The following is a 19124-nucleotide window of genomic DNA, read 5'->3' on the forward strand; positions in this document are numbered from 1 at the left end:
CCAGCGCAGCCCAAGCCCCATCCCCATCAGAAGCAACTCCAAGAGGTCATTCTTGAGCGCGCATGGGCGTACCCGTAACCATTTCGGAGAACCCAGTGCTTTTGTCTCTCAAGGGAAATACCCCACCAGCCATTCTGGCGCTCGCGGACGGCACGGTCTATATTGGCAATTCCATTGGCGCCACTGGCTCCACCGTTGGCGAGGTGGTGTTCAACACCGCCATGACCGGCTATCAGGAAATCCTCACGGACCCCAGCTATTGCCAGCAGATCGTCACGCTCACTTATCCGCACATTGGAAACTATGGTGTCAATCCGCAGGATGTTGAATCTGATCGCATTCATGCCGCGGGCCTGATCATCAAGGACTTGCCGCTGCTGGCTTCCAACTTTCGCTCCACCCAAACCCTCAGCCAATACCTGGTGGCTGAAGGTACGGTGGCCATTGCCAACATCGACACCCGCCAGTTGACCCGCCAGCTGCGCACCCAGGGTGCCCAAAACGGCTGTATTTTGGCTTTGGCAGCGGGCGAAGCGGTGACCCAGGCGGTGATTGACCGCGCCATCGCCCAAGCCAAGGCCGTGCCCAGCATGGCGGGCCTGGACTTGGCCAAGGTGGTGAGTGCCAAGACCGGCTACGCCTGGGCTCAAACCGAATGGGCGCTGTCCAATCCCGCTTTGAATGGTCAGCCAGGTTTTGGTGAACAAACGGCACCGCGCTTTCATGTGGTGGCTTATGACTTTGGGGTCAAGAAAAACATCCTGCGCATGTTGTCGCAACGCGGTTGCCGCGTCACCGTGGTGCCGGCGCAAACCTCGGCGGCAGAGGTGCTCAAACACCAGCCCGATGGTGTCTTCCTGAGCAACGGCCCGGGTGACCCCGAGCCGTGTGACTACGCCATTGCCGCAGCGGCTGAACTGATTGAATCCGGCATCCCTACCTTTGGCATCTGCCTGGGGCACCAGATCATGGCCTTGGCCAGCGGCGCCAAAACCTTCAAGATGAAGTTTGGCCACCACGGGGCCAACCACCCGGTCAAGGACCTGGACACCGGGCATGTCAGCATCACCAGCCAGAACCACGGTTTTGCGGTGGATGAAAAAACCCTGCCAGCCCATTTGCGCGCCACGCACATCAGTTTGTTTGACGGCACGCTGCAGGGCATGGAACGCACCGACAAGCCTGCGTTCAGTTTCCAGGGGCACCCGGAAGCATCACCTGGTCCGCAAGACATCGGTTACCTGTTTGACCGCTTTGTGACCAGCATGGCGGCACGCGCATGAATGTTTACGGTGTCACCGATCTGTGGACCTACGTGGTAGGGGCCTTCGGCATCATCTTGTTGCCTGGGCCGAACTCGCTGTATGTGCTCAGCGTGGCCACGGCACGCGGTGTGCGGGCCGGGTTTCAGGGCGCGTTTGGCGTGTTTGTGGGTGACACCATTTTGCTGATCTGTACCGCGCTGGGCGCGGCCAGTTTGCTGCGCACCCACCCCACAGCGTTCATGGTGGTCAAGTACGCCGGGGCAACTTACCTGTTCTGGATCGGGTTGACTTTGTTGTGGGGGGCTTTGAAGGGGCTGCGCAACCCGGCTGATGCCGTGCAGGTGACGGTTGAGGCCTCGGCCCCTCAGACGGCAGCGGCAGCACCTCATTTGCAACGGCCCTTTCGCCGTGCGCTGATTGTGAGCCTGCTCAATCCGAAGGCGATTTTGTTTCTGCTGTCGTTTTTTGTGCAGTTCATTGATCCCGCTTACGCCCAGCCCGAGGTGCCGTTTCTGATTTTGAGCGCCATCCTGATGACCTTCAGTGCGCTGTACCTGACGGCATTGATTTTTACCGGCGCACGGTTGGCGCAAATTTTTCGCCAGCGCCAACGGCTCTCGAGTGGCTTGTCCAGCCTGGTGGGGGGCTTGTTTGTGTGGTTTGGAACCAAGCTGGCCACCGCCAGCCTGAATTGAATCGTTATAAAAATAGGAGCTGCTTCCCCTTGTATCTTCTGGGCTAGAGGCGGTTTTAATCGAAAATTATGGCAAAACGTACTGACATCAAAAGCATCCTGATCATTGGCGCCGGCCCGATCATCATTGGCCAGGCCTGTGAGTTTGACTACTCTGGCGTGCAGGCTTGTAAAGCGCTGCGTGAAGAGGGCTACAAGGTCATCCTGATCAACAGCAACCCGGCCACCATCATGACCGATCCAGCCACGGCCGATGTGACCTACATCGAGCCCATCACCTGGAAAACGGTTGAGAAAATCATCGCCAAAGAGCGTCCCGATGCGATTTTGCCGACCATGGGTGGTCAGACCGCGCTGAACTGTGCGCTGGACTTGTGGCACAACGGCGTGCTGGACAAGTACACCGGCGCGGCCACCGGCAAAGCCATTGAGCTGATTGGTGCCAAGCCCGAGGCCATCGACAAAGCCGAAGACCGCCTCAAGTTCAAGGATGCCATGACCAAGATTGGTTTGGGTTCGGCGCGCTCCGGCATTGCGCACAGCATGGAAGAAGCTTGGGGCGTACAGAAGAACGTGGGTTTCCCAACGGTGATTCGTCCCAGCTTCACGCTGGGTGGCACCGGCGGCGGCATCGCCTACAACCCGGAAGAATTTGAAGTCATCTGCAAGCGTGGTCTGGAAGCTTCGCCCACCAACGAGTTGCTGATCGAAGAGTCGCTGTTGGGCTGGAAAGAGTACGAGATGGAAGTGGTGCGCGACACCGCGGACAACTGCATCATCGTTTGCTCGATTGAAAATCTGGACCCGATGGGCGTGCACACCGGCGACTCGATCACCGTGGCTCCGGCGCAGACGCTGACCGACAAGGAATACCAGATTCTGCGCAACGCCAGCCTGGCGGTGCTGCGCGAAATTGGGGTGGACACCGGCGGCTCCAACGTGCAGTTCTCCATCAACCCCAAAGATGGGCGCATGGTGGTGATCGAGATGAACCCGCGTGTGAGTCGTTCTTCTGCGCTGGCTTCCAAGGCCACGGGTTTTCCGATTGCCAAGGTGGCGGCCAAGCTGGCGGTAGGCTACACGCTGGACGAGTTGCGCAACGAAATCACCGGTGGTGCCACACCGGCCAGTTTTGAGCCCAGCATCGACTACGTGGTGACCAAGATTCCGCGTTTTGCCTTCGAGAAATTCCCCGCGGCCGACAGCCGCCTGACGACCCAGATGAAGTCGGTGGGCGAGGTCATGGCCATGGGCCGCACCTTCCAGGAATCCTTCCAGAAGGCCTTGCGCGGCCTGGAAGTCGGTGTGGACGGCATGAACGAAAAAACCCAGGACCGCGAGCTGCTGGAAAAAGAGCTGGGCGAGCCCGGCCCAGACCGTATCTGGTATGTCGGTGATGCCTTTGCTGCGGGCTGGAGTGTGGATGAGGTGTTTGACATCACCAAAATTGACCGCTGGTTCCTGGTGCAAATTGAGCAGATCGTCAAGCTGGAGCTGGAGATCGAACGCTTGCCACAACCGGCAGTAGGCACCGCGCTGGACAGCATTGATGCCGCCACCTTGCGTGCCCTGAAGCAAAAAGGCTTCTCGGATCGCCGCCTGGCCAAACAATTCAAGACCACCGATACCGCCGTGCGCGCCCGTCGCCACGCCCTGGGCGTGCGCCCGGTGTACAAGCGGGTGGATACCTGCGCCGCAGAATTTGCCACCAACACGGCCTACATGTATTCCACCTACGAAGCCCAAGGGGCTGAGTGTGAAGCCGCGCCAACGAACAAGAAAAAGATCATGGTGCTGGGTGGTGGCCCGAACCGGATTGGTCAGGGCATTGAGTTTGACTACTGCTGCGTGCATGCCGCGCTGGCCATGCGTGAAGACGGGTACGAGACCATCATGGTCAACTGCAACCCGGAAACCGTGTCGACCGATTACGACACCTCGGATCGCCTGTATTTCGAGCCATTGACGCTTGAAGACGTGCTGGAGATTGTGGACAAGGAGCAACCTACCGGCGTGATCGTGCAATATGGCGGCCAGACGCCCCTGAAGCTGGCGCTGGATCTCGAAGCCAATGGCGTGCCGATCATCGGCACCAGCCCTGACATGATTGATGCCGCCGAAGACCGTGAACGCTTCCAGAAGCTGCTGCACGAGTTGAAGTTGCGCCAGCCGCCCAACGCCACCGCCCGTACCGAGCCGGAGGCGCTGGAAAAAGCCGCCGAGCTGGGTTACCCGCTGGTGGTGCGCCCCAGCTATGTATTGGGTGGCCGTGCCATGGAAATCGTGCATGAGCAGCGTGATCTGGAGCGCTACATGCGCGAAGCCGTCAAAGTCTCCAATGACTCGCCGGTGCTGCTGGATCGCTTCCTGAACGATGCCATTGAGTGTGATGTGGACTGTGTGCGTGATGACACAGGCCAGACCTACATTGGTGGTGTGATGGAGCACATCGAACAAGCGGGCGTGCACAGCGGCGACTCGGCGTGCTCGATTCCGCCTTACAGCCTGTGTGCTGAGACGGTGACCGAGATCAAACGCCAGACCGCGGCGATGGCGGCGGCGCTGAATGTGGTGGGCTTGATGAACGTGCAGTTCGCCATCCAGCACATTGATGGGCAGGATGTGATTTACGTGCTTGAAGTCAATCCACGGGCCTCGCGTACCGTGCCGTTTGTCAGCAAGGCTACGGGTGTGCAGTTGGCCAAGGTGGCGGCGCGGTGCATGGTCGGGCAAACGCTGGCTTCACAGGGCATCACGCGTGAAGTCACGCCACCGTATTTCAGTGTCAAGGAGGCCGTGTTCCCGTTCGTCAAGTTCCCTGGAGTGGACACCATTCTTGGGCCGGAGATGAAGTCGACCGGTGAGGTGATGGGTGTCGGCAAAACCTTTGGTGAAGCCTTTGTCAAATCGCAGATGGGAGCGGGTTCCAAGCTGCCCCGATCGTTGACGGCGGAAGGGGCGCCCAGCGGCAAGGTGTTTCTGTCGGTCAAGGGCAACGACAAGCCGCGCGCTGTGGAAGTGGCCCGTTCTTTGGTCGACATGGGTTTTGTCCTGATCGCCACCAAAGGAACGGCGGCGGCCATCAACGCGGCGGGTGTGCCGTGTGGGGTGGTCAACAAGGTGACCGAAGGCCGCCCGCACATTGTGGACATGATCAAGAACAACGAGATTGTGCTGGTCATCAACACGGTGGAAGAGCGCCGCAATGCGATTGCAGATTCACGCCAGATCCGTACCTCCGCCCTGCTGGCGCGGGTGACCACATTCACCACCATTGCCGGTGCCGAGGCTGCGGTGCAGGGCATGCGTTGTATGGATCAGCTTGATGTGATCTCGGTGCAGGAGATGCACGGTCAACTACAGGCTGCCTGAATCTGCGACAAGCAGTTGATGAATGGCGTTCAGGCGCCACAATCGCGGCATAATTCAGCCACACCGCCGAACGGTAACGTTCGGCGGTTTCATTTTGGATCATCTTTTATTCACGGAGCACCCAGTGGCGACTCTTCCCATTACCAAGCGTGGCGCCGAAATTCTCAAGGCCGAGCTGCACCAACTCAAGGCATTTGAGCGGCCGGCGGTCATCAATGCGATTGCCGAGGCGCGGGCCCAGGGTGACCTGAGCGAAAACGCCGAATACGAAGCGGCCAAGGACAAACAGGGTTTTGTCGAAGGGCGCATCCAGGAAATTGAAGGCAAGTTGTCCGTGGCCCAGATCATTGATCCGTCCGAGCTGGATGCGGGTGGGCGTGTGGTGTTCGGTACGACTGTGGAGCTGGAAGATGAAGACACCGGTGAGAAGGTGACCTACCAGATTGTGGGTGAGGATGAAGCGGATATCAAACTGGGTCTGGTCAACATCAACAGCCCGGTGGCGCGCGCCCTGATTGGCAAGGAAGAAGGTGATGTGGCCGAGGTGCAAGCACCCGGTGGTTTGCGCCGTTATGAAGTGGTGGCAGTCCACTACAAGTGATGAAGTCAATGTTATCTGCCTGGCCGGTTTGGATCGCTGCCTTTTGGTGGGGTAGTTTGACCACGGTGGGGTTTTACGTGGTACCGATGTTGTTTGCTCATCTGCCGACACCAGCGCTGGCGGGCAATATGGCGGCCAAACTTTTTGCCGCCCAAACCTGGGTGGCTTTGGTGTGTGGTTTGTTGTTGCTGATGAATGGCAGGCAAAATCAGCCTTCAGCCCAGACAGAACAATCGCGAGTAGCTATCATTTTTATAGTTTCCGGGATGCTGCTGGCGTTGTTGTCGGAGTTTGCTGTGGCGCCGCGCATCATTGCCAGGGAGAACTTGCGGCTGTGGCACAGCATTGGCACCCTGTTGTACGCCTTGCAGTGGGGGTGCGCCGGGGTGGTGTTTCAAAAGCTGATGACGGGGCGGTCCGGGTCGGCGCGGTGACGTTGGCGCAGGTCCTGGCCTGCACCATGGGGGTCAGCTCTGGTTGCGCTTTTTGATGCTGACGGGTTTGCGTTTGGCGCGCTTGATTTGGCCGCCAGAAGTCAGGCGCTGGTTGCCGAGCACACGCAAGGTCTTGACTTCGGGGCGCTGGCCGCCACGTTTGCTGAATTTGAGCACCTTGACGTCCTTGGGGCCGGGCATGCGGTCTTCATCCACCGCTTTTTCGCGCTCCGGCATCGGGCGCCAGAGCACCAGCAGCTTGCCAATATGCTGGATGGGGGCGGCGTTGAGTTCGTCGGCCAGGGTTAAAAACATGGCTTCACGGGCAGCGCGGTCATCCGAAAACACCCGGACCTTGATCAGGCCATGGGCATTCAGGGCCGCATCAGCTTCTTTTTTCACGGCGGCCGTGAGGCCGTCGCCGCCAATCATGACCACCGGGTCAAGGTGGTGGGCATCGGCGCGATGCAGTTTGCGTTGGGCAGGGGTCAGTTGTATTTGAGGCATGGCCGTATTATCGGCGAGATGGGGCATTATGAAATCAGCAGTTAAAAGCAGCAAAGTCAATCGGGCGTGGCTCAACGACCATGTGAATGACACTTACGTCAAATTGGCGCAAAAGGATGGTTATCGTGCGCGCGCGGCTTACAAGCTCAAGGAAATTGACGAAACCTTGCACCTGATCAAGCCGGGGCAGCTGGTGGTCGATCTGGGCTCGGCGCCCGGCGCCTGGAGCCAATATGTGCGGCGCAAGCTGTCGCCAAAATCGGCCACCGGTGGCGGTGCTGCGGTCGGTGCGCTCAATGGTCGCATTTTTGCGCTGGACATCCTGCCGATGGCGCCGATTGAGGACGTGGTGTTCATCCAGGGGGATATTCGTGAAGCGTCGGTGCTGGCTGATTTGGCCGCTCACATGCAGGGACAATTGGCCGATCTGGTGATTTCGGACATGGCGCCCAATCTGTCTGGCATCGAGTCGGTCGACGCCGCTCGCATCGAACATCTGGTGGAGTTGGCGCTGGAATTCGCCCAGGCGCATCTCAAGCCACAGGGCGCAGTGGTGGCCAAGGTGTTTCACGGCGGCAGTTACGACATCCTGGTAAAGCGGTTCCGGGAGACCTTTGTGACTGTCAAACGCATCAAGCCCAAGGCATCGCGGGATAAGTCGTCCGAAACTTTTTTGGTGGGCCTGGTCTTGAAATAAGCCACATTTCCTTGCAGCTGCTGTGGCTGATGATGGTTCCCAGGTATCCGCCAGCCAGCGAAAAGCCTAGAATCCTGCCCGGCAAGGCGTGAAAAATTTATTGCGTGTCTATTGGAGTTTCGCTTGAACAATCCATGGTTTTCAAAAATAGCTGTTTGGTTGGTGATTGCGATGGTGCTGTTCACCGTCTTCAAACAGTTTGATACCCGTCCAGCAGGTGGTGCCGGCTATCTGGGCTATTCTGATTTTCTGGAAGAAGTCAGGGGCAAGCGGATCAAGAGTGCCATCATTCAGGAAGGCCAGAGTGGTACCGAGATCGTGGCCGTTACCACGGATGATCGCAAGATTCGCACCACCGCCACTTATCTCGACCGTGGTCTGGTGGGTGATCTGATTGCCAATGACGTCAAGTTTGATGTCCGTCCCCGTGAAGAAGGCTCCTTGCTGATGACGCTGCTGGTGAGTTGGGGGCCCATGCTGTTGCTGATTGGCGTGTGGATTTATTTCATGCGTCAGATGCAAGGTGGCGGCAAAGGTGGTGCCTTCAGTTTTGGCAAGAGCAAGGCGCGCTTGCTCGATGAAAACACCAACACCGTGACTTTTGCCGACGTCGCCGGGTGTGATGAAGCCAAGGAAGAGGTGAAGGAAGTGGTGGACTTCCTCAAGGATCCGGCCAAATTCCAGAAGCTGGGTGGCCGTATTCCGCGTGGTCTGCTGCTGGTGGGCCCGCCCGGTACCGGCAAAACCCTGTTGGCCAAGTCGATTGCTGGTGAGGCCAAGGTGCCGTTCTTTTCGATCTCGGGTTCGGATTTTGTCGAGATGTTTGTCGGCGTGGGGGCATCCCGTGTGCGTGACATGTTTGACAACGCCAAGAAAAATGCACCCTGCATCATCTTCATTGATGAAATTGACGCAGTGGGTCGGCAGCGTGGTGCCGGTCTGGGCGGTGGCAATGACGAGCGTGAACAGACGCTCAACCAGATGCTGGTGGAGATGGATGGTTTCGAGACCAATATGGGCGTGATTGTGGTGGCTGCCACCAACCGCCCCGACATTCTGGATGCTGCGCTGCTGCGTCCGGGGCGTTTTGACCGCCAGGTTTATGTAACCTTGCCGGACATCCGTGGCCGTGAGCAGATTTTGAATGTGCACATGCGCAAGGTCCCGTTGAGCCCGGATGTCAATGCTGCTGTGATTGCCCGCGGTACACCGGGCATGAGTGGTGCCGATCTGGCCAATTTGTGTAACGAGGCTGCGCTGATGGCGGCGCGGCGCAATGCCCGCACGGTTGAAATGCAGGACTTCGAAAAGGCCAAGGACAAGATCCTGATGGGGCCAGAGCGCAAGAGCATGGTCATGCCCGAGGAAGAGCGTCGCAATACCGCGTACCACGAGTCGGGCCACGCGCTGATTGGCAAGCTGCTGCCCAAGTGTGACCCGGTGCACAAGGTCACCATCATTCCGCGTGGGCGTGCGCTGGGCGTGACGATGAGCCTGCCGGCACAGGACCGTTATTCCTATGACAAGGAGTACATGCTCAACCAGATCAGCATGCTGTTCGGTGGTCGTATTGCCGAAGAGGTGTTCATGAACCAGATGACCACCGGTGCCAGCAATGACTTTGAGCGCGCCACCCAGATTGCCCGCGACATGGTCATGCGTTATGGCATGACAGCGGCGTTGGGGCCGATGGTGTATGCCGAGAACGAAGGTGAAGTGTTTCTGGGCCGCTCGGTGACCAAAACCACCAACATGAGTGAAGAGACCATGCAGAAGGTGGATGCCGAAGTGCGCAGAATCATTGATGAGCAATACGCCTTAGCGCGTCGCCTGATCGAAGAGCACAGCGACAAGATGCATGCCATGGCCAAGGCCTTGCTGGAGTGGGAAACCATTGACAGCGACCAGCTGGACGACATCATGGGGGGCAAGGAGCCGCGCCCGCCGAAAGATTGGACGCCGCGTGTAACGACAGCGGGGTCTGATGGTGGCGGTGGTGGCTCTCCTGCCGTTAAGACGGACGCAGCACCCACGGCAGCTTGAAGCTGCGTGGCACAAAATGACGGGGCAATGGCCCCGTTTTTTTATGTCGACTGCCCGGTGTTTGAATGGATTCCTCACTTATGTATTGGCAAACCTCCCGATTCCAGATTGATCTCAGTCGTCCTCAAGTGATGGGGATTGTGAACGTGACCCCCGATTCTTTTTCGGACGGCGCTCAACACGCCGATACTGCAGCAGCGCTGGTGCACTGTGAACAGTTGATTCAGGACGGGGCTGATATCCTGGACATTGGTGGCGAGTCCACCCGGCCTGGTGCCCGACCGCTGGGGGTTGAGGAGGAGCTGGCGCGGGTGTTACCGGTGGTCAGAGAGGCTGTCAGACTGGGGGTGCCGGTGTCGGTGGATACCTACAAGCCTCAGGTTATGCGGGCGGTGCTGGACCTGGGTGCCGACATCATCAATGACATCTGGGCCTTGCGTTGGCGTGGTGAGTCAGGCGTGGCCGAAGCGCCCGGGGTCGTCGCTGGCCATCCGTCATGTGGTGTCTGTCTGATGCATATGCACCTGGAGCCGCAAACCATGCAAATCCAGCCCATGCAGGGCGATGTGATTCCTCAAGTGCTCTCATTTTTAGAGCGATCTGCGCACAATTTGTGCGGGCTAGGGGTCAAAAAGTCCAGAATTCTGGTGGACCCCGGTGTCGGTTTTGGCAAGACGGTGGCCCAGAACTTTGTTTTATTGGCCCGTCAGACCGAACTGCTGGCAGCAGGTTTCCCGCTGCTGCTGGGGTGGTCACGCAAATCGTCGCTGGCTGGCATGACTGCTGGCAGTGAGCGAGGTCAAACCTTGTTGCCTCACCAGCGTCTGGCTCCCAGCCTGGCGGCTGCATTGTTGGCAGCACAGCGTGAGGCCAGCGTGATCCGCGTGCACGATGTCAAGGAAACCGTACAGGTATTGAAAGTGCTTGAGACGATAAGATCAGTGTCAACTCAATCGATCAATCAGGAAGGAAGAACCCAGTCATGACACGCCAATATTTTGGAACCGATGGTATTCGTGGCACCGTGGGGCAAGCACCCATTACGCCGGATTTCGTGCTGCGATTGGCACACGCTGTAGGCCGTGTACTCAAACGTTCCGAGGCACGGCCCAAGGTGCTGATCGGCAAAGACACCCGGATTTCCGGCTATATGCTGGAGAGTGCCCTGGAAAGTGGTTTCAATTCTGCCGGCGTGGAAGTGGTGCTGCTGGGGCCTTTGCCAACGCCCGGTGTGGCCTATCTCACGCGGGCGCAACGGGCCTCTCTGGGTGTGGTGATCAGCGCCAGCCACAACCCGTTTGATGACAACGGCATCAAATTTTTCAGTGCTCAGGGTACCAAGCTGCCAGATGCTTGGGAGCGTGAGGTCGAGTCCGTCCTGGCCACTGATCCGGAATGGGTCGATTCGGCCAATCTGGGCAAGTCCCATCGTCTTGAAGATGCGGCCGGGCGTTACATTGAGTTTTGCAAGAGCACGTTTGCCAACAATCTGACTCTGAAAGGTCTGCGCATTGTGGTGGATGCCGCCCATGGTGCGGCTTATCAGATTGCTCCCAAGGTATTCCACGAGCTTGGTGCCGAGGTGGTCTCTATTGGTTGCTCGCCCGATGGACTGAACATCAATCGAGGCGTGGGTGCAACCCACCCGGAGGCCTTGGTGGAGGCGGTCAAGGCGCACCGTGCGGACATGGGTGTGGCGCTGGATGGTGACGCAGACCGCTTACAGCTTGTCGACAGCCAGGGGCGTTTGTTCAATGGCGATGAGCTGCTCTATCTGATGGTAGATGACCGCTTGCGTCGTCATGAGGTGGTGCCGGGGGTTGTGGGCACCCTGATGACCAATATGGCTGTTGAAGTGGCATTGAAAGCCAGGGGGGTGGCTTTTGTGCGGGCCAAGGTGGGTGACCGTTATGTGCTGGAGGAACTTGAAAAGAACCAGTGGCTGTTGGGTGGCGAAGGCTCCGGGCATTTGCTGGTGCTGGACAAACATTCCACCGGTGATGGCCTGATTTCGGCCTTGCAGGTGCTGCAAACCGTGGTGCGTAGTGGTCAGTCTCCGGCACAGTTGCTCAAAGATGTCACCCTGTTTCCCCAGACACTGATCAATGTACGGCTCAAACCTGGTCAGGACTGGAAAAGCAGTGCCCGGCTGGAGTCGGAGACCCGTGTTGTTGAAGAGGAACTGGGGGCGTCCGGCCGGGTCTTGATTCGGGCCAGCGGCACCGAACCGCTGGTTCGGGTGATGGTGGAAGCCCGGGATGCGGCAAAAGCCAAATCCTATGCCCAGCGCATTGCTCAAACACTGACGGACAATGAGGAGTGCTGATGCTGGCCCCTGTATCCTTGCGCCTGTGCCGAGTGGATTATGCTGATCCAGAACATGTTCGGATTCTGGTTGATTTACTCGATGGTTATGCCCGTGACCCGGCCGGAGGCGGCGAACCCTTGTCGACCTTTGTCAAGGCCAATTTGCCAGCCGCCTTGCGGTCACGGCCTTTTATGTTCAGTGTGCTGGCTTTTGATGAAACACAGGACTCGATGCCCGTTGGTCTGATCAACTGTGTCGAAGGTTTTTCTACTTTCGCCTGCCAGCCTCTGGTGAACATCCATGATGTGGTGGTGGTTGCTACACATCGCGGGCAAGGTATCGGAGAACAGATGTTGGCATTGGTTGAACAACTGGCGCGTGAGCGCGGTGCCTGCAAATTGACACTGGAAGTGCTTTCTGGCAACACCGCAGCGACCCGCCTGTACCGACGTATCGGCTTTGAAAACTACCAGTTGGAGCCGACCATGGGGCATGCCCTGTTCATGCAGAAGTGGCTTTAAAACGCAGGTTTAAAAAAAAGGGCCGGTCTTGCGACCAGCCCTGAAGGGATCCCTGAACCTGAAGGTTTCGAAAGGACCCGAGGAGACAACTTGCAGAAACCATGGGTTTCAAAATCTAACCAGCACCGAGTATCTCAGGGTTTTCCCTTTATCTTTAGAGTTGGTGTGCTAATTTTTAAACATCTGCGTCAAGTACGACACAGGACAATTCAAATCAACGCTTTTTGGCGGCCGGTTTGGCAGCGTTAACAGCGGTGTTGGCCACTGCGTTGAAGTTTGCTTCAGCCACATCTGTTGCTTGTTTAACAGCCTTTTGTACCGACTCCAGGGCGTTGTTGGCAGCAGCTACGGCGCTCTTCATGACAGCTACGGCTGTTTCGGAACCTGCAGGTGCATTTTTGGCAGCTGAATCAATCAGGCCAGCAAATTTTTGCTGAGCATCCGCAGCCTGGCTTTCCATGGTTTTGGTGAATTCGCTGGTGGTACCTGTGGCGATTTCATACAGGTGACGGCTGTAAGCAGCAGTTTTTTCTGCCAGAGGCTGCAGCAGCCCGGATTGCAGGGCCAGCAACTCTTGTGCGTCTTTGACACTCAGCAAGGCCTTGGCGTTTTCGCCGGATTCAGCCAGAGCCGCTTTGGAGGCGCTCATGTTCAGTTCAACAATTTTTTCAACGCCTTCAAAAGCCTTGGCGGTCAGGCCCAACAGGGTTTCTACATTTGCTTTTTGCGCAGCCAGAACTTGTTCTACGGTCATCATTTTCATCTCTCCATCGGTTGAATAAAAAATATCTGCTCCGTAACTGAGTTGAACTCTGTTCATGTTGCAGTGCAGCATGTTGTGAATTATAGGGAGAACTTTGAAGCATGCAAGCACTATTTGTTGCAATGCAGCAACTTAGTCTGTGTCACCTAAAAAAGAGATCATTTCATCCATACGACACCATCCTGTGACCATGACTGTCGCTTTGCGTATCACCAATCGGTGGTTATCCGAAACCGAAATTGAAGCCTTTGAGTGGGCGAGTGCGTCGTGCAATTGGCACCAAAGATGTTGATGCATTGATCCAGATTGGTTGACGTGTATTGCGCCGCAAGTTTGCCGAGGCGGATAGGGGTCTGTCAGTCGTCAATTTTGCGGTGACTGAAACCGGCACCTTGTTTTGGTGGAAAACGAGGGTCATGGTCGTATGTGCACCACGGCACCCAGGGTGCATATGGCCATCACTGGCATTGAAAAGACGGTGGAAAAACTGGAGCAAGGCCCATCGTTGCTGAGTTGGCTGACACGGTCAGCTACCGGGCAATCGGTCACCACTTCTGTCAACATGATCACCGGGCCGCGTCGACCCGATGAGAAAGATGGACCGCGGGAAGTTCATTGACGGATATTCTGGCGCGATTGTGCAAGGACGCCCAGGCTCGCCCGGAAGGTGAAGAGGTTGCTTGCGTGGCAGCGGTGCGGCGCATCGCATGACGGTGTCAGCGGTTTGGCGTGCCTGGTCGCAGGTATGTCGCACATCGGGCTTGTACAAGCGGTTGCGGGATCTGTTGAAGAAGCGGCACAAGTAAAACCCGCCGTGCGGCTGAAAGTGCCGGTCATGCTGGCAAAATCAGGGCCATATGAATGACGCTTTCCAGCCTTCAATCGCCCAGGTCTGCCGCCCGGCCAGCCCTCAACCCGAACCCCGTTCTGGCTACAAAGTCTTTCGCACCATTGGTACCCGCTGGATGGACAACGATGCCTACGGGCACGTCAACAATGTGGTTTATTACAGTTGGTTTGATACGGCGGTGAACACCTACCTGATTGAACAGGGTGTGCTGGATATCCATCATGGGCAGACCATTGGTCTGGTTGCTGAAACGCACTGCAACTATTTTGCGCCGCTGGCTTTTCCGCAATCGGTGCAGGCCGGGATTCGTGTTGCTAAGCTGGGCAATACCAGTGTGCGTTATGAAGTGGGCTTGTTTGCACAAGATGAGCCGTTGACAGCCGCCAAAGGCCACTTCATTCACGTTTATGTGGACCGGCTAACGCGACGTCCGATGCCGCTTCCTGCCAATTTCATACATGTCCTGGAAAAACTTTTATGACAACCATTTCTGCCAACCTGATGCCATATGCCCAAGCGGTGGACGACACCATCACTTCGCGTATGTCGACACGTGCCTTTACTGCGCAGCCGGTATTGCGTGATGTTTTGACACATCTGCTGGAGGTGGCCAGCCGCGCTCCGTCAGGCACCAATACCCAGCCCTGGAAAGTCTACGTACTCCAGGGAGAAAGCCGCAATCAACTGGTCAGCAAGGTGTGTTCAGCCCATGATGCCTTGCGCGCTGACCCCGGCCTGGCCGCAGAATATTGTGAAGAGTACGACTATTACCCTGAGAAATGGGTGAGTCCCTACATAGACCGTCGCCGCGAAAACGGTTGGGGTCTGTATGGACTGCTAGGCATTGGCAAGGGTGACAAAGACAAGATGCACCTGCAGCATCAGCGCAACTACCGCTTTTTTGACGCACCTGTAGGGTTGATGTTTACCATTGACCGGGTCATGGGGCGCGGTTCCCTGTTGGACTATGGCATGTTTTTGCAGAGCTTGATGGTCAGCGCCCAGGCGCATGGGTTGCATACCTGTCCGCAAGCAGCTTGGAACGTCTTTTCAAAACTGGTGTTGCCACATATTGGTGCGGGTACAGATGAAATGCTGGTGTGTGGCATGGCCTTGGGTTATGCCGACGAAACCGACACGGTCAATCAATTCCACACCCCCAGAGTCAAGGTTGATGAGTTTACTCATTGGCTGGATTGACCTGAATCCCCTCCACGACGGTTCATTCATCAGTGGATTGTTAATATAGACACCAACATGCGGTCTGGACCATGTCAAAGTTCAGCCTTAGGATTGGTTTGGCAAGCGATTCAGGAGAATAAAAATGCGTACGGATATGTTTCAGCATTCGTTGGAAGACCTTAACGGGTCAACCGCGGACATTGAGGCCTCGGCCCTGATTTCAACGGATGGTTTGATGATTGCATCGGCTCTACCGCAGGGAATGGATGAGGACCGTATTGGCGCCATGTCTGCTGCCCTGTTGTCCCTTGGCGAACGCACGGCTCGCGAATTGGCGCGAGGAAAACTGGAGCGTGTGTTGATTCAGGGTGAGCGCGGTTATGTGATCATGAGCGCAGCCGGTCCTGAAGCGGTGTTGACGGTTCTGGCCAAATCCAACGCCAAACTGGGCCTGATTTTCCTGGATATCAAGCGTGCGGCCGAAACGCTGTCTAAATTGATTTGATGGAGGTCCGTATGGGTCTTACAGATATGTCTTTGCCTGCAGTTCCTTCGACAGGCTACACGCTGACCTACACCGATGGTACGTCGCGTCAGGTCTATGCGACTGAATTGGAAGTACCGTTTCCTTTGGGTCGCCTGATTGTTTCCCGCACGGATTTGGCCGGCGTCATCACACATGCCAACGACGCTTTTGTCGAAATGAGCGGGTATTCTCGGGATGAGCTGATTGGCTCGCCGCACCATATTCTTCGTCACCCGGATATGCCCAAGATAGCTTTCAAGGGGCTGTGGGAGGACTTGAAGGCCGGGAAAAAATGGCACGGTTATGTCAAGAACCTGCGTAAAGATGGTGCCTATTACTGGGTTTATGCGACGGCAGTCCCCAATATTCGCAATGGGGTCATCGTGGGCTACACATCGGTTCGCCGTAAGCCATCGCGTACCCGGGTCAACGAATTGATTCCGCTTTATCAACAGTGGCTGGCGCAGGAGAGGGCAGCAACATGACACTTCAATTTTTGATTGCCCCTGATTTCTCCCCTGATCGTTTTGCTGGCTGGCACATGCTCAATACCGTGCTGCAGCGGCGCTCCGGTATCCATTTGCACTTGGTGACGCCGGTTAGTGCACAGGAGCAGGCCGATGCCTTGGCTGCTGGGCAGGCTGACATCGTTTATGCCAATCCGTTTGACGCCACAGACATGATTCGGTCGATGGGGTATATCCCCTTTGCCCGCCCGGCGCAACGTTATGATGAGATGGTGATTGCAACGGGTGCAGAGTCAGGACTGAAAAGTCTTGAAGAACTCAAGCCGGGCTGCAGGATTGCCCTGACCGACAACCGGGACGTCAAATTGATCGGCCTGCGTTTGCTGGAGCCGGCGGATCTTGCTGAATCGTTGATTGAGTGGGTCCAGGTGGATAGTTACCAGGCGGCTGCCCGGAAAGCCATCAAGGGTGAAGTGGACGCGGCCTTCTTTCTGGCGGATGCCTTTGCCTCGTTGACGCGTATTTCACGAGCTCAACTGCATGTGCTGGTTGAAAGTGCCATCAGCGATATTTCGCACGTTTTATTGGCTCATCCCCGCGTCATATCTGATTTGCCTGCTATCAAAAATGCTTTTGTGGAGATCGGGAAAATGCCTGGCGACAACGACTTGTTGGAAGCGCTGGGTTTGCCCAAGGGGTTTGAATCCCTGAGTCAGGAACAGGCCGAATTCATGATTGACCTCATGGACACGTTGTTGGACTGAGGCCTGTTTTCATGGATCAAACCCCTGAACAGATGGAGCGGCTGGCGCGCAGGACCATGCGTCGTCATGCTCGGTTCTTGAAACAGAACGTTCTGGACACGCGTGTTCATTCGGCACGACTTGACGCAGCACTGCTGTTGCCGGGGGCCGAGCCTGTCCAGGGGGCTTTGGCAGATCTGTTTGCCAGTGTTGGTGCCGAGCAAGCCCAATTCAAGCGTGATGCGTTGAGTCTTGCCAGGGAGCGTCTGGCTCCTCATGTGTCGAGTTGGTTTGAATCACAAATTGACGCACCTGTACTGCCACGCATCACTCCACTGGCAACACGCTGGAGTGTGCTGGCCATTCCGTCTGCAGACATTTCCACTCGGGCGCGTCGCTGCAGCGTGGACGATTCGCGTGCATTGGCCGCTCAGGTGATTGATGCTGTCGCGCAGGGTGATGCCCAAGGTGAACAGTTGTTTTTGCATCATTGTGTGACCTGTCATGACAACTTGGCGTTCATGCTGGCCAGACGGGCTTTGCTGAAAGCCAATACGCGCCTGCCACCCGGCTGGGATACGGTGAGTCAGCAACTAGAACAAGCCATGCAAGTCGTATGAAGGTGATTCTGTCGGGTTTTTCCCAACGAGATGGGTTGGTGTTTGACATGTTTTTAAAGCGCTCCTTGCCGACTTGGAGGTGGCAAAGTGTGCCTCCCGGTCGCGACAGCGCCTTTCCTGAGGCAGATCTTTTGATCGTTGACCTTGCTGCTTGTGGCTGGGCTCAGTATTCGGAGTTGGCACAAGCGCGGTTGATGGCTGCAACAGCTGGCCAAGTAGCGATTCTGCTGGTGTCAGCACAGGACCGGTCGTGGAGTCAAAAGTTGCCTGCTGATCAGCATACCCTTTGGATCTGGCTGGCCAAGCCTTACGGCAGTCAGGGGATGCTCCGAGCGCTGAAGCAGGCAGAAGTCCTGTGCCAGAACCGACGAGCGCCGAGCCGAGATCAAAATTCAGTCCCAATGGGAGTGGGCACGTCGTTGGCGAGACAAACACAGCCGCCCGAGGCAGAGCAGGGTGTGGCGGCTGTCAGCCCTGCGCCAACCGGTCAGCAGGTCAAACCTCAGGTTCCGGCGGTCAGTGCCCCTGTGCCTGAATTCAGTCTTGTGGAGCTGGCAGCCCGGCTTGACCGTTTGCCGGTTGATCGGTTTTTGCTGCTCAGAAAATTGCTGACCGGTTTGCGGCAGAAGCAACCGTTCGAGATCCGGTTTACTGTCCAACATTTCCTGATTGTCCATCCTGTGGATGGCTGGGTGGCCAGCAACACACCGATCAAGGTCATCATGCAGGTCTGTACCAGTGATACCTTGGCGCGCTCTGTGTCGGTGCGGGAAATGACGGTTGACCAGACGGAAGCGCGTCTACTGCAACTGGGGATGACGCCACAGGAACTCAATGCCTTTTTGTTAGACATCGTGACGGCAACGCTACCCCCGTCAATTAACATGGACACTGGCTCATGAATAACGCCTCGCCTGAATGGTTTACTCTGACGCCACAGGGCGTTATGCGCGCTTTCGGTCAGCCGGAAGTGGATGCCGTGTCCAGAAAACTGCAGGTTTTGCTCACGGGAGAGCAGGCACTGGATGCGATGGGGTGGTCGCAGAAGTCGGGCATCGATGCATCCGAAATGCTGGAATTCGAGACGCAAGGTTGGGTTCAGCGTTTGCTGCGGCCTTTGCAGGGGCCTGACGCCCGGCTGGACGATTTCTTGCAACATGTGATTGCTTCTTTGTCCAGCGAGCGGCGTGTTGTGCTGGCGTCTGACGGTGGCTTCTGTCTGGGGCGGGCAGGTATCGAACAGGAAGAAGCGGATGTGCTGAGTGCTGCGGCAGCGGACTATGCCGCATTTGCCGCACGCCAAGCACGGCGGGGTTGGGCGGGTGCGTCAGGTTATGTTGCCTTTCATACCGACCCGGAGTTCCTGCTGCCCAGCTATTCCTTTGTTCCGTTTTGGGTCGACGAGGCAGGCTATTGGCTGGTGATCCTGGGCGAACCCCTGCTCAACAGCCCCGCCTTGGTTGAGCTGTTGTGGGGCATCAAGGAGGCTGGGACCCGCTTTGCCGTCAGCGGCTGAACCGCTGCTGGCCGT

Annotated in this window: 20 protein-coding genes and 1 pseudogene; 19 read left to right on the forward strand and 2 right to left on the reverse strand. The window is 56.9% G+C overall.

Annotated features, from left to right (window positions below; translation table 11 throughout):
* The first annotated feature begins 95 nt into the window (after window positions 1-95).
* The 5 genes from carA to PHW99_RS07190 all read left to right on the forward strand — a co-directional run bounded on the left by carA (window position 96) and on the right by PHW99_RS07190 (window position 6366).
* On the forward strand, window positions 96-1283 hold the full coding sequence (carA, locus tag PHW99_RS07170) for a glutamine-hydrolyzing carbamoyl-phosphate synthase small subunit (RefSeq protein ID WP_300175184.1): 1188 nt from the start codon (window positions 96-98) through the stop codon (window positions 1281-1283).
* Window positions 1280-1960 (forward strand): leucine efflux protein LeuE, encoded by a 681-nt coding sequence (leuE, locus tag PHW99_RS07175; RefSeq protein WP_300175186.1) that lies wholly within the window; start codon window positions 1280-1282, stop codon window positions 1958-1960. The genes carA and leuE overlap by 4 nt, the downstream gene beginning before the upstream one ends.
* Before the next feature lie 68 nt (window positions 1961-2028).
* Entirely contained in the window at window positions 2029-5331 is a 3303-nt protein-coding gene (gene carB / locus PHW99_RS07180; RefSeq protein WP_300175188.1) for a carbamoyl-phosphate synthase large subunit, read from the forward strand.
* A 124-nt stretch (window positions 5332-5455) separates the two neighbouring features.
* The gene (gene greA / locus PHW99_RS07185) at window positions 5456-5932 is read left to right on the forward strand and encodes a transcription elongation factor GreA (RefSeq protein ID WP_300175190.1); all 477 of its coding nucleotides are present in this window, start codon (window positions 5456-5458) and stop codon (window positions 5930-5932) included.
* 8 nt (window positions 5933-5940) lie between these two features.
* Window positions 5941-6366 carry a DUF4149 domain-containing protein gene (locus PHW99_RS07190; RefSeq protein ID WP_300175251.1) on the forward strand — a complete coding sequence of 142 codons (426 nt, stop codon included), beginning with the start codon at window positions 5941-5943 and terminating at the stop codon, window positions 6364-6366.
* A 33-nt stretch (window positions 6367-6399) separates the two neighbouring features.
* On the opposite strand, the gene PHW99_RS07195 is transcribed toward PHW99_RS07190, so the two are convergent.
* Complete coding sequence (locus PHW99_RS07195) at window positions 6400-6873, reverse strand: YhbY family RNA-binding protein (RefSeq protein WP_300175192.1); 474 nt, start codon at window positions 6871-6873, stop codon at window positions 6400-6402.
* 28 nt (window positions 6874-6901) lie between these two features.
* On the opposite strand from PHW99_RS07195, the gene PHW99_RS07200 reads away from it, so the two are divergent.
* From PHW99_RS07200 to PHW99_RS07220, 5 genes are all read left to right on the forward strand, one after another.
* Complete coding sequence (locus PHW99_RS07200) at window positions 6902-7570, forward strand: RlmE family RNA methyltransferase (protein WP_300175194.1); 669 nt, start codon at window positions 6902-6904, stop codon at window positions 7568-7570.
* A 123-nt stretch (window positions 7571-7693) separates the two neighbouring features.
* Window positions 7694-9613 (forward strand): ATP-dependent zinc metalloprotease FtsH, encoded by a 1920-nt coding sequence (gene ftsH / locus PHW99_RS07205; protein WP_300175196.1) that lies wholly within the window; start codon window positions 7694-7696, stop codon window positions 9611-9613.
* A gap of 80 nt (window positions 9614-9693) precedes the next feature.
* Window positions 9694-10599 (forward strand): dihydropteroate synthase, encoded by a 906-nt coding sequence (folP, locus tag PHW99_RS07210; RefSeq protein ID WP_300175253.1) that lies wholly within the window; start codon window positions 9694-9696, stop codon window positions 10597-10599.
* On the forward strand, window positions 10596-11939 hold the full coding sequence (glmM, locus tag PHW99_RS07215; protein WP_300175198.1) for a phosphoglucosamine mutase: 1344 nt from the start codon (window positions 10596-10598) through the stop codon (window positions 11937-11939). The genes folP and glmM overlap by 4 nt, the downstream gene beginning before the upstream one ends.
* Window positions 11939-12442, forward strand: a complete 504-nt coding sequence (locus PHW99_RS07220) for a GNAT family N-acetyltransferase (protein ID WP_300175200.1) — start codon at window positions 11939-11941, stop codon at window positions 12440-12442. The genes glmM and PHW99_RS07220 overlap by 1 nt, the downstream gene beginning before the upstream one ends.
* A 214-nt stretch (window positions 12443-12656) precedes the next feature.
* Here the strand turns inward: PHW99_RS07220 and PHW99_RS07225 are convergent, their stop codons facing one another.
* Entirely contained in the window at window positions 12657-13199 is a 543-nt protein-coding gene (locus PHW99_RS07225) for a phasin family protein (protein WP_300175255.1), read from the reverse strand.
* Between the two features lie 284 nt (window positions 13200-13483).
* On the opposite strand from PHW99_RS07225, the pseudogene PHW99_RS07230 reads away from it, so the two are divergent.
* The 9 genes and pseudogenes from PHW99_RS07230 to PHW99_RS07270 all read left to right on the forward strand — a co-directional run.
* Window positions 13484-13821 (forward strand): annotated as a pseudogene (locus PHW99_RS07230) (LUD domain-containing protein); the annotation flags it as partial.
* 241 nt (window positions 13822-14062) lie between these two features.
* Window positions 14063-14536, forward strand: coding sequence for a thioesterase family protein (locus tag PHW99_RS07235; protein WP_300175202.1), 474 nt, complete (start codon window positions 14063-14065; stop codon window positions 14534-14536).
* A complete protein-coding gene (locus tag PHW99_RS07240) occupies window positions 14533-15255 on the forward strand; it encodes a nitroreductase (protein WP_300175203.1) in 723 nt (240 codons plus the stop codon). Before PHW99_RS07235 ends, PHW99_RS07240 begins: the two co-directional genes overlap by 4 nt.
* A gap of 124 nt (window positions 15256-15379) precedes the next feature.
* The gene (locus PHW99_RS07245; protein WP_300175205.1) at window positions 15380-15742 is read left to right on the forward strand and encodes a roadblock/LC7 domain-containing protein; all 363 of its coding nucleotides are present in this window, start codon (window positions 15380-15382) and stop codon (window positions 15740-15742) included.
* A gap of 11 nt (window positions 15743-15753) precedes the next feature.
* Window positions 15754-16248 carry a PAS domain-containing protein gene (locus tag PHW99_RS07250; RefSeq protein ID WP_300175207.1) on the forward strand — a complete coding sequence of 165 codons (495 nt, stop codon included), beginning with the start codon at window positions 15754-15756 and terminating at the stop codon, window positions 16246-16248.
* Window positions 16245-16994 carry a PhnD/SsuA/transferrin family substrate-binding protein gene (locus PHW99_RS07255; RefSeq protein WP_300175209.1) on the forward strand — a complete coding sequence of 250 codons (750 nt, stop codon included), beginning with the start codon at window positions 16245-16247 and terminating at the stop codon, window positions 16992-16994. The genes PHW99_RS07250 and PHW99_RS07255 overlap by 4 nt, the downstream gene beginning before the upstream one ends.
* An 11-nt stretch (window positions 16995-17005) precedes the next feature.
* On the forward strand, window positions 17006-17593 hold the full coding sequence (locus tag PHW99_RS07260; RefSeq protein ID WP_300175211.1) for a hypothetical protein: 588 nt from the start codon (window positions 17006-17008) through the stop codon (window positions 17591-17593).
* Window positions 17590-18495 (forward strand): hypothetical protein, encoded by a 906-nt coding sequence (locus tag PHW99_RS07265; RefSeq protein WP_300175213.1) that lies wholly within the window; start codon window positions 17590-17592, stop codon window positions 18493-18495. The genes PHW99_RS07260 and PHW99_RS07265 overlap by 4 nt, the downstream gene beginning before the upstream one ends.
* Window positions 18492-19109 (forward strand): hypothetical protein, encoded by a 618-nt coding sequence (locus PHW99_RS07270; protein WP_300175215.1) that lies wholly within the window; start codon window positions 18492-18494, stop codon window positions 19107-19109. The genes PHW99_RS07265 and PHW99_RS07270 overlap by 4 nt, the downstream gene beginning before the upstream one ends.
* The last annotated feature ends 15 nt before the right edge of the window (window positions 19110-19124 follow it).

Origin of the sequence: Rhodoferax sp., assembly GCF_028689305.1 — a bacterium.
In the GTDB taxonomy this organism is placed as follows: domain Bacteria; phylum Pseudomonadota; class Gammaproteobacteria; order Burkholderiales; family Burkholderiaceae_C; genus Rhodoferax.

Excerpts from the sequence above, each read along its gene's own strand:
- leuE (WP_300175186.1), top strand. The coding sequence starts at position 1,280 with ATGAATGTTTACGGTGTCACCGATCTGTGGACCTACGTGGTAGGGGCC.
- carB (WP_300175188.1), top strand. The coding sequence starts at position 2,029 with ATGGCAAAACGTACTGACATCAAAAGCATCCTGATCATTGGCGCCGGC.
- PHW99_RS07190 (WP_300175251.1), top strand. The coding sequence starts at position 5,941 with ATGTTATCTGCCTGGCCGGTTTGGATCGCTGCCTTTTGGTGGGGTAGT.
- PHW99_RS07195 (WP_300175192.1), bottom strand. The coding sequence starts at position 6,873 with ATGCCTCAAATACAACTGACCCCTGCCCAACGCAAACTGCATCGCGCC.
- PHW99_RS07200 (WP_300175194.1), top strand. The coding sequence starts at position 6,902 with ATGAAATCAGCAGTTAAAAGCAGCAAAGTCAATCGGGCGTGGCTCAAC.
- folP (WP_300175253.1), top strand. The coding sequence starts at position 9,694 with ATGTATTGGCAAACCTCCCGATTCCAGATTGATCTCAGTCGTCCTCAA.
- glmM (WP_300175198.1), top strand. The coding sequence starts at position 10,596 with ATGACACGCCAATATTTTGGAACCGATGGTATTCGTGGCACCGTGGGG.
- PHW99_RS07220 (WP_300175200.1), top strand. The coding sequence starts at position 11,939 with ATGCTGGCCCCTGTATCCTTGCGCCTGTGCCGAGTGGATTATGCTGAT.
- PHW99_RS07225 (WP_300175255.1), bottom strand. The coding sequence starts at position 13,199 with ATGATGACCGTAGAACAAGTTCTGGCTGCGCAAAAAGCAAATGTAGAA.
- PHW99_RS07235 (WP_300175202.1), top strand. The coding sequence starts at position 14,063 with ATGAATGACGCTTTCCAGCCTTCAATCGCCCAGGTCTGCCGCCCGGCC.
- PHW99_RS07240 (WP_300175203.1), top strand. The coding sequence starts at position 14,533 with ATGACAACCATTTCTGCCAACCTGATGCCATATGCCCAAGCGGTGGAC.
- PHW99_RS07245 (WP_300175205.1), top strand. The coding sequence starts at position 15,380 with ATGCGTACGGATATGTTTCAGCATTCGTTGGAAGACCTTAACGGGTCA.
- PHW99_RS07250 (WP_300175207.1), top strand. The coding sequence starts at position 15,754 with ATGGGTCTTACAGATATGTCTTTGCCTGCAGTTCCTTCGACAGGCTAC.
- PHW99_RS07255 (WP_300175209.1), top strand. The coding sequence starts at position 16,245 with ATGACACTTCAATTTTTGATTGCCCCTGATTTCTCCCCTGATCGTTTT.
- PHW99_RS07260 (WP_300175211.1), top strand. The coding sequence starts at position 17,006 with ATGGATCAAACCCCTGAACAGATGGAGCGGCTGGCGCGCAGGACCATG.
- PHW99_RS07265 (WP_300175213.1), top strand. The coding sequence starts at position 17,590 with ATGAAGGTGATTCTGTCGGGTTTTTCCCAACGAGATGGGTTGGTGTTT.
- PHW99_RS07270 (WP_300175215.1), top strand. The coding sequence starts at position 18,492 with ATGAATAACGCCTCGCCTGAATGGTTTACTCTGACGCCACAGGGCGTT.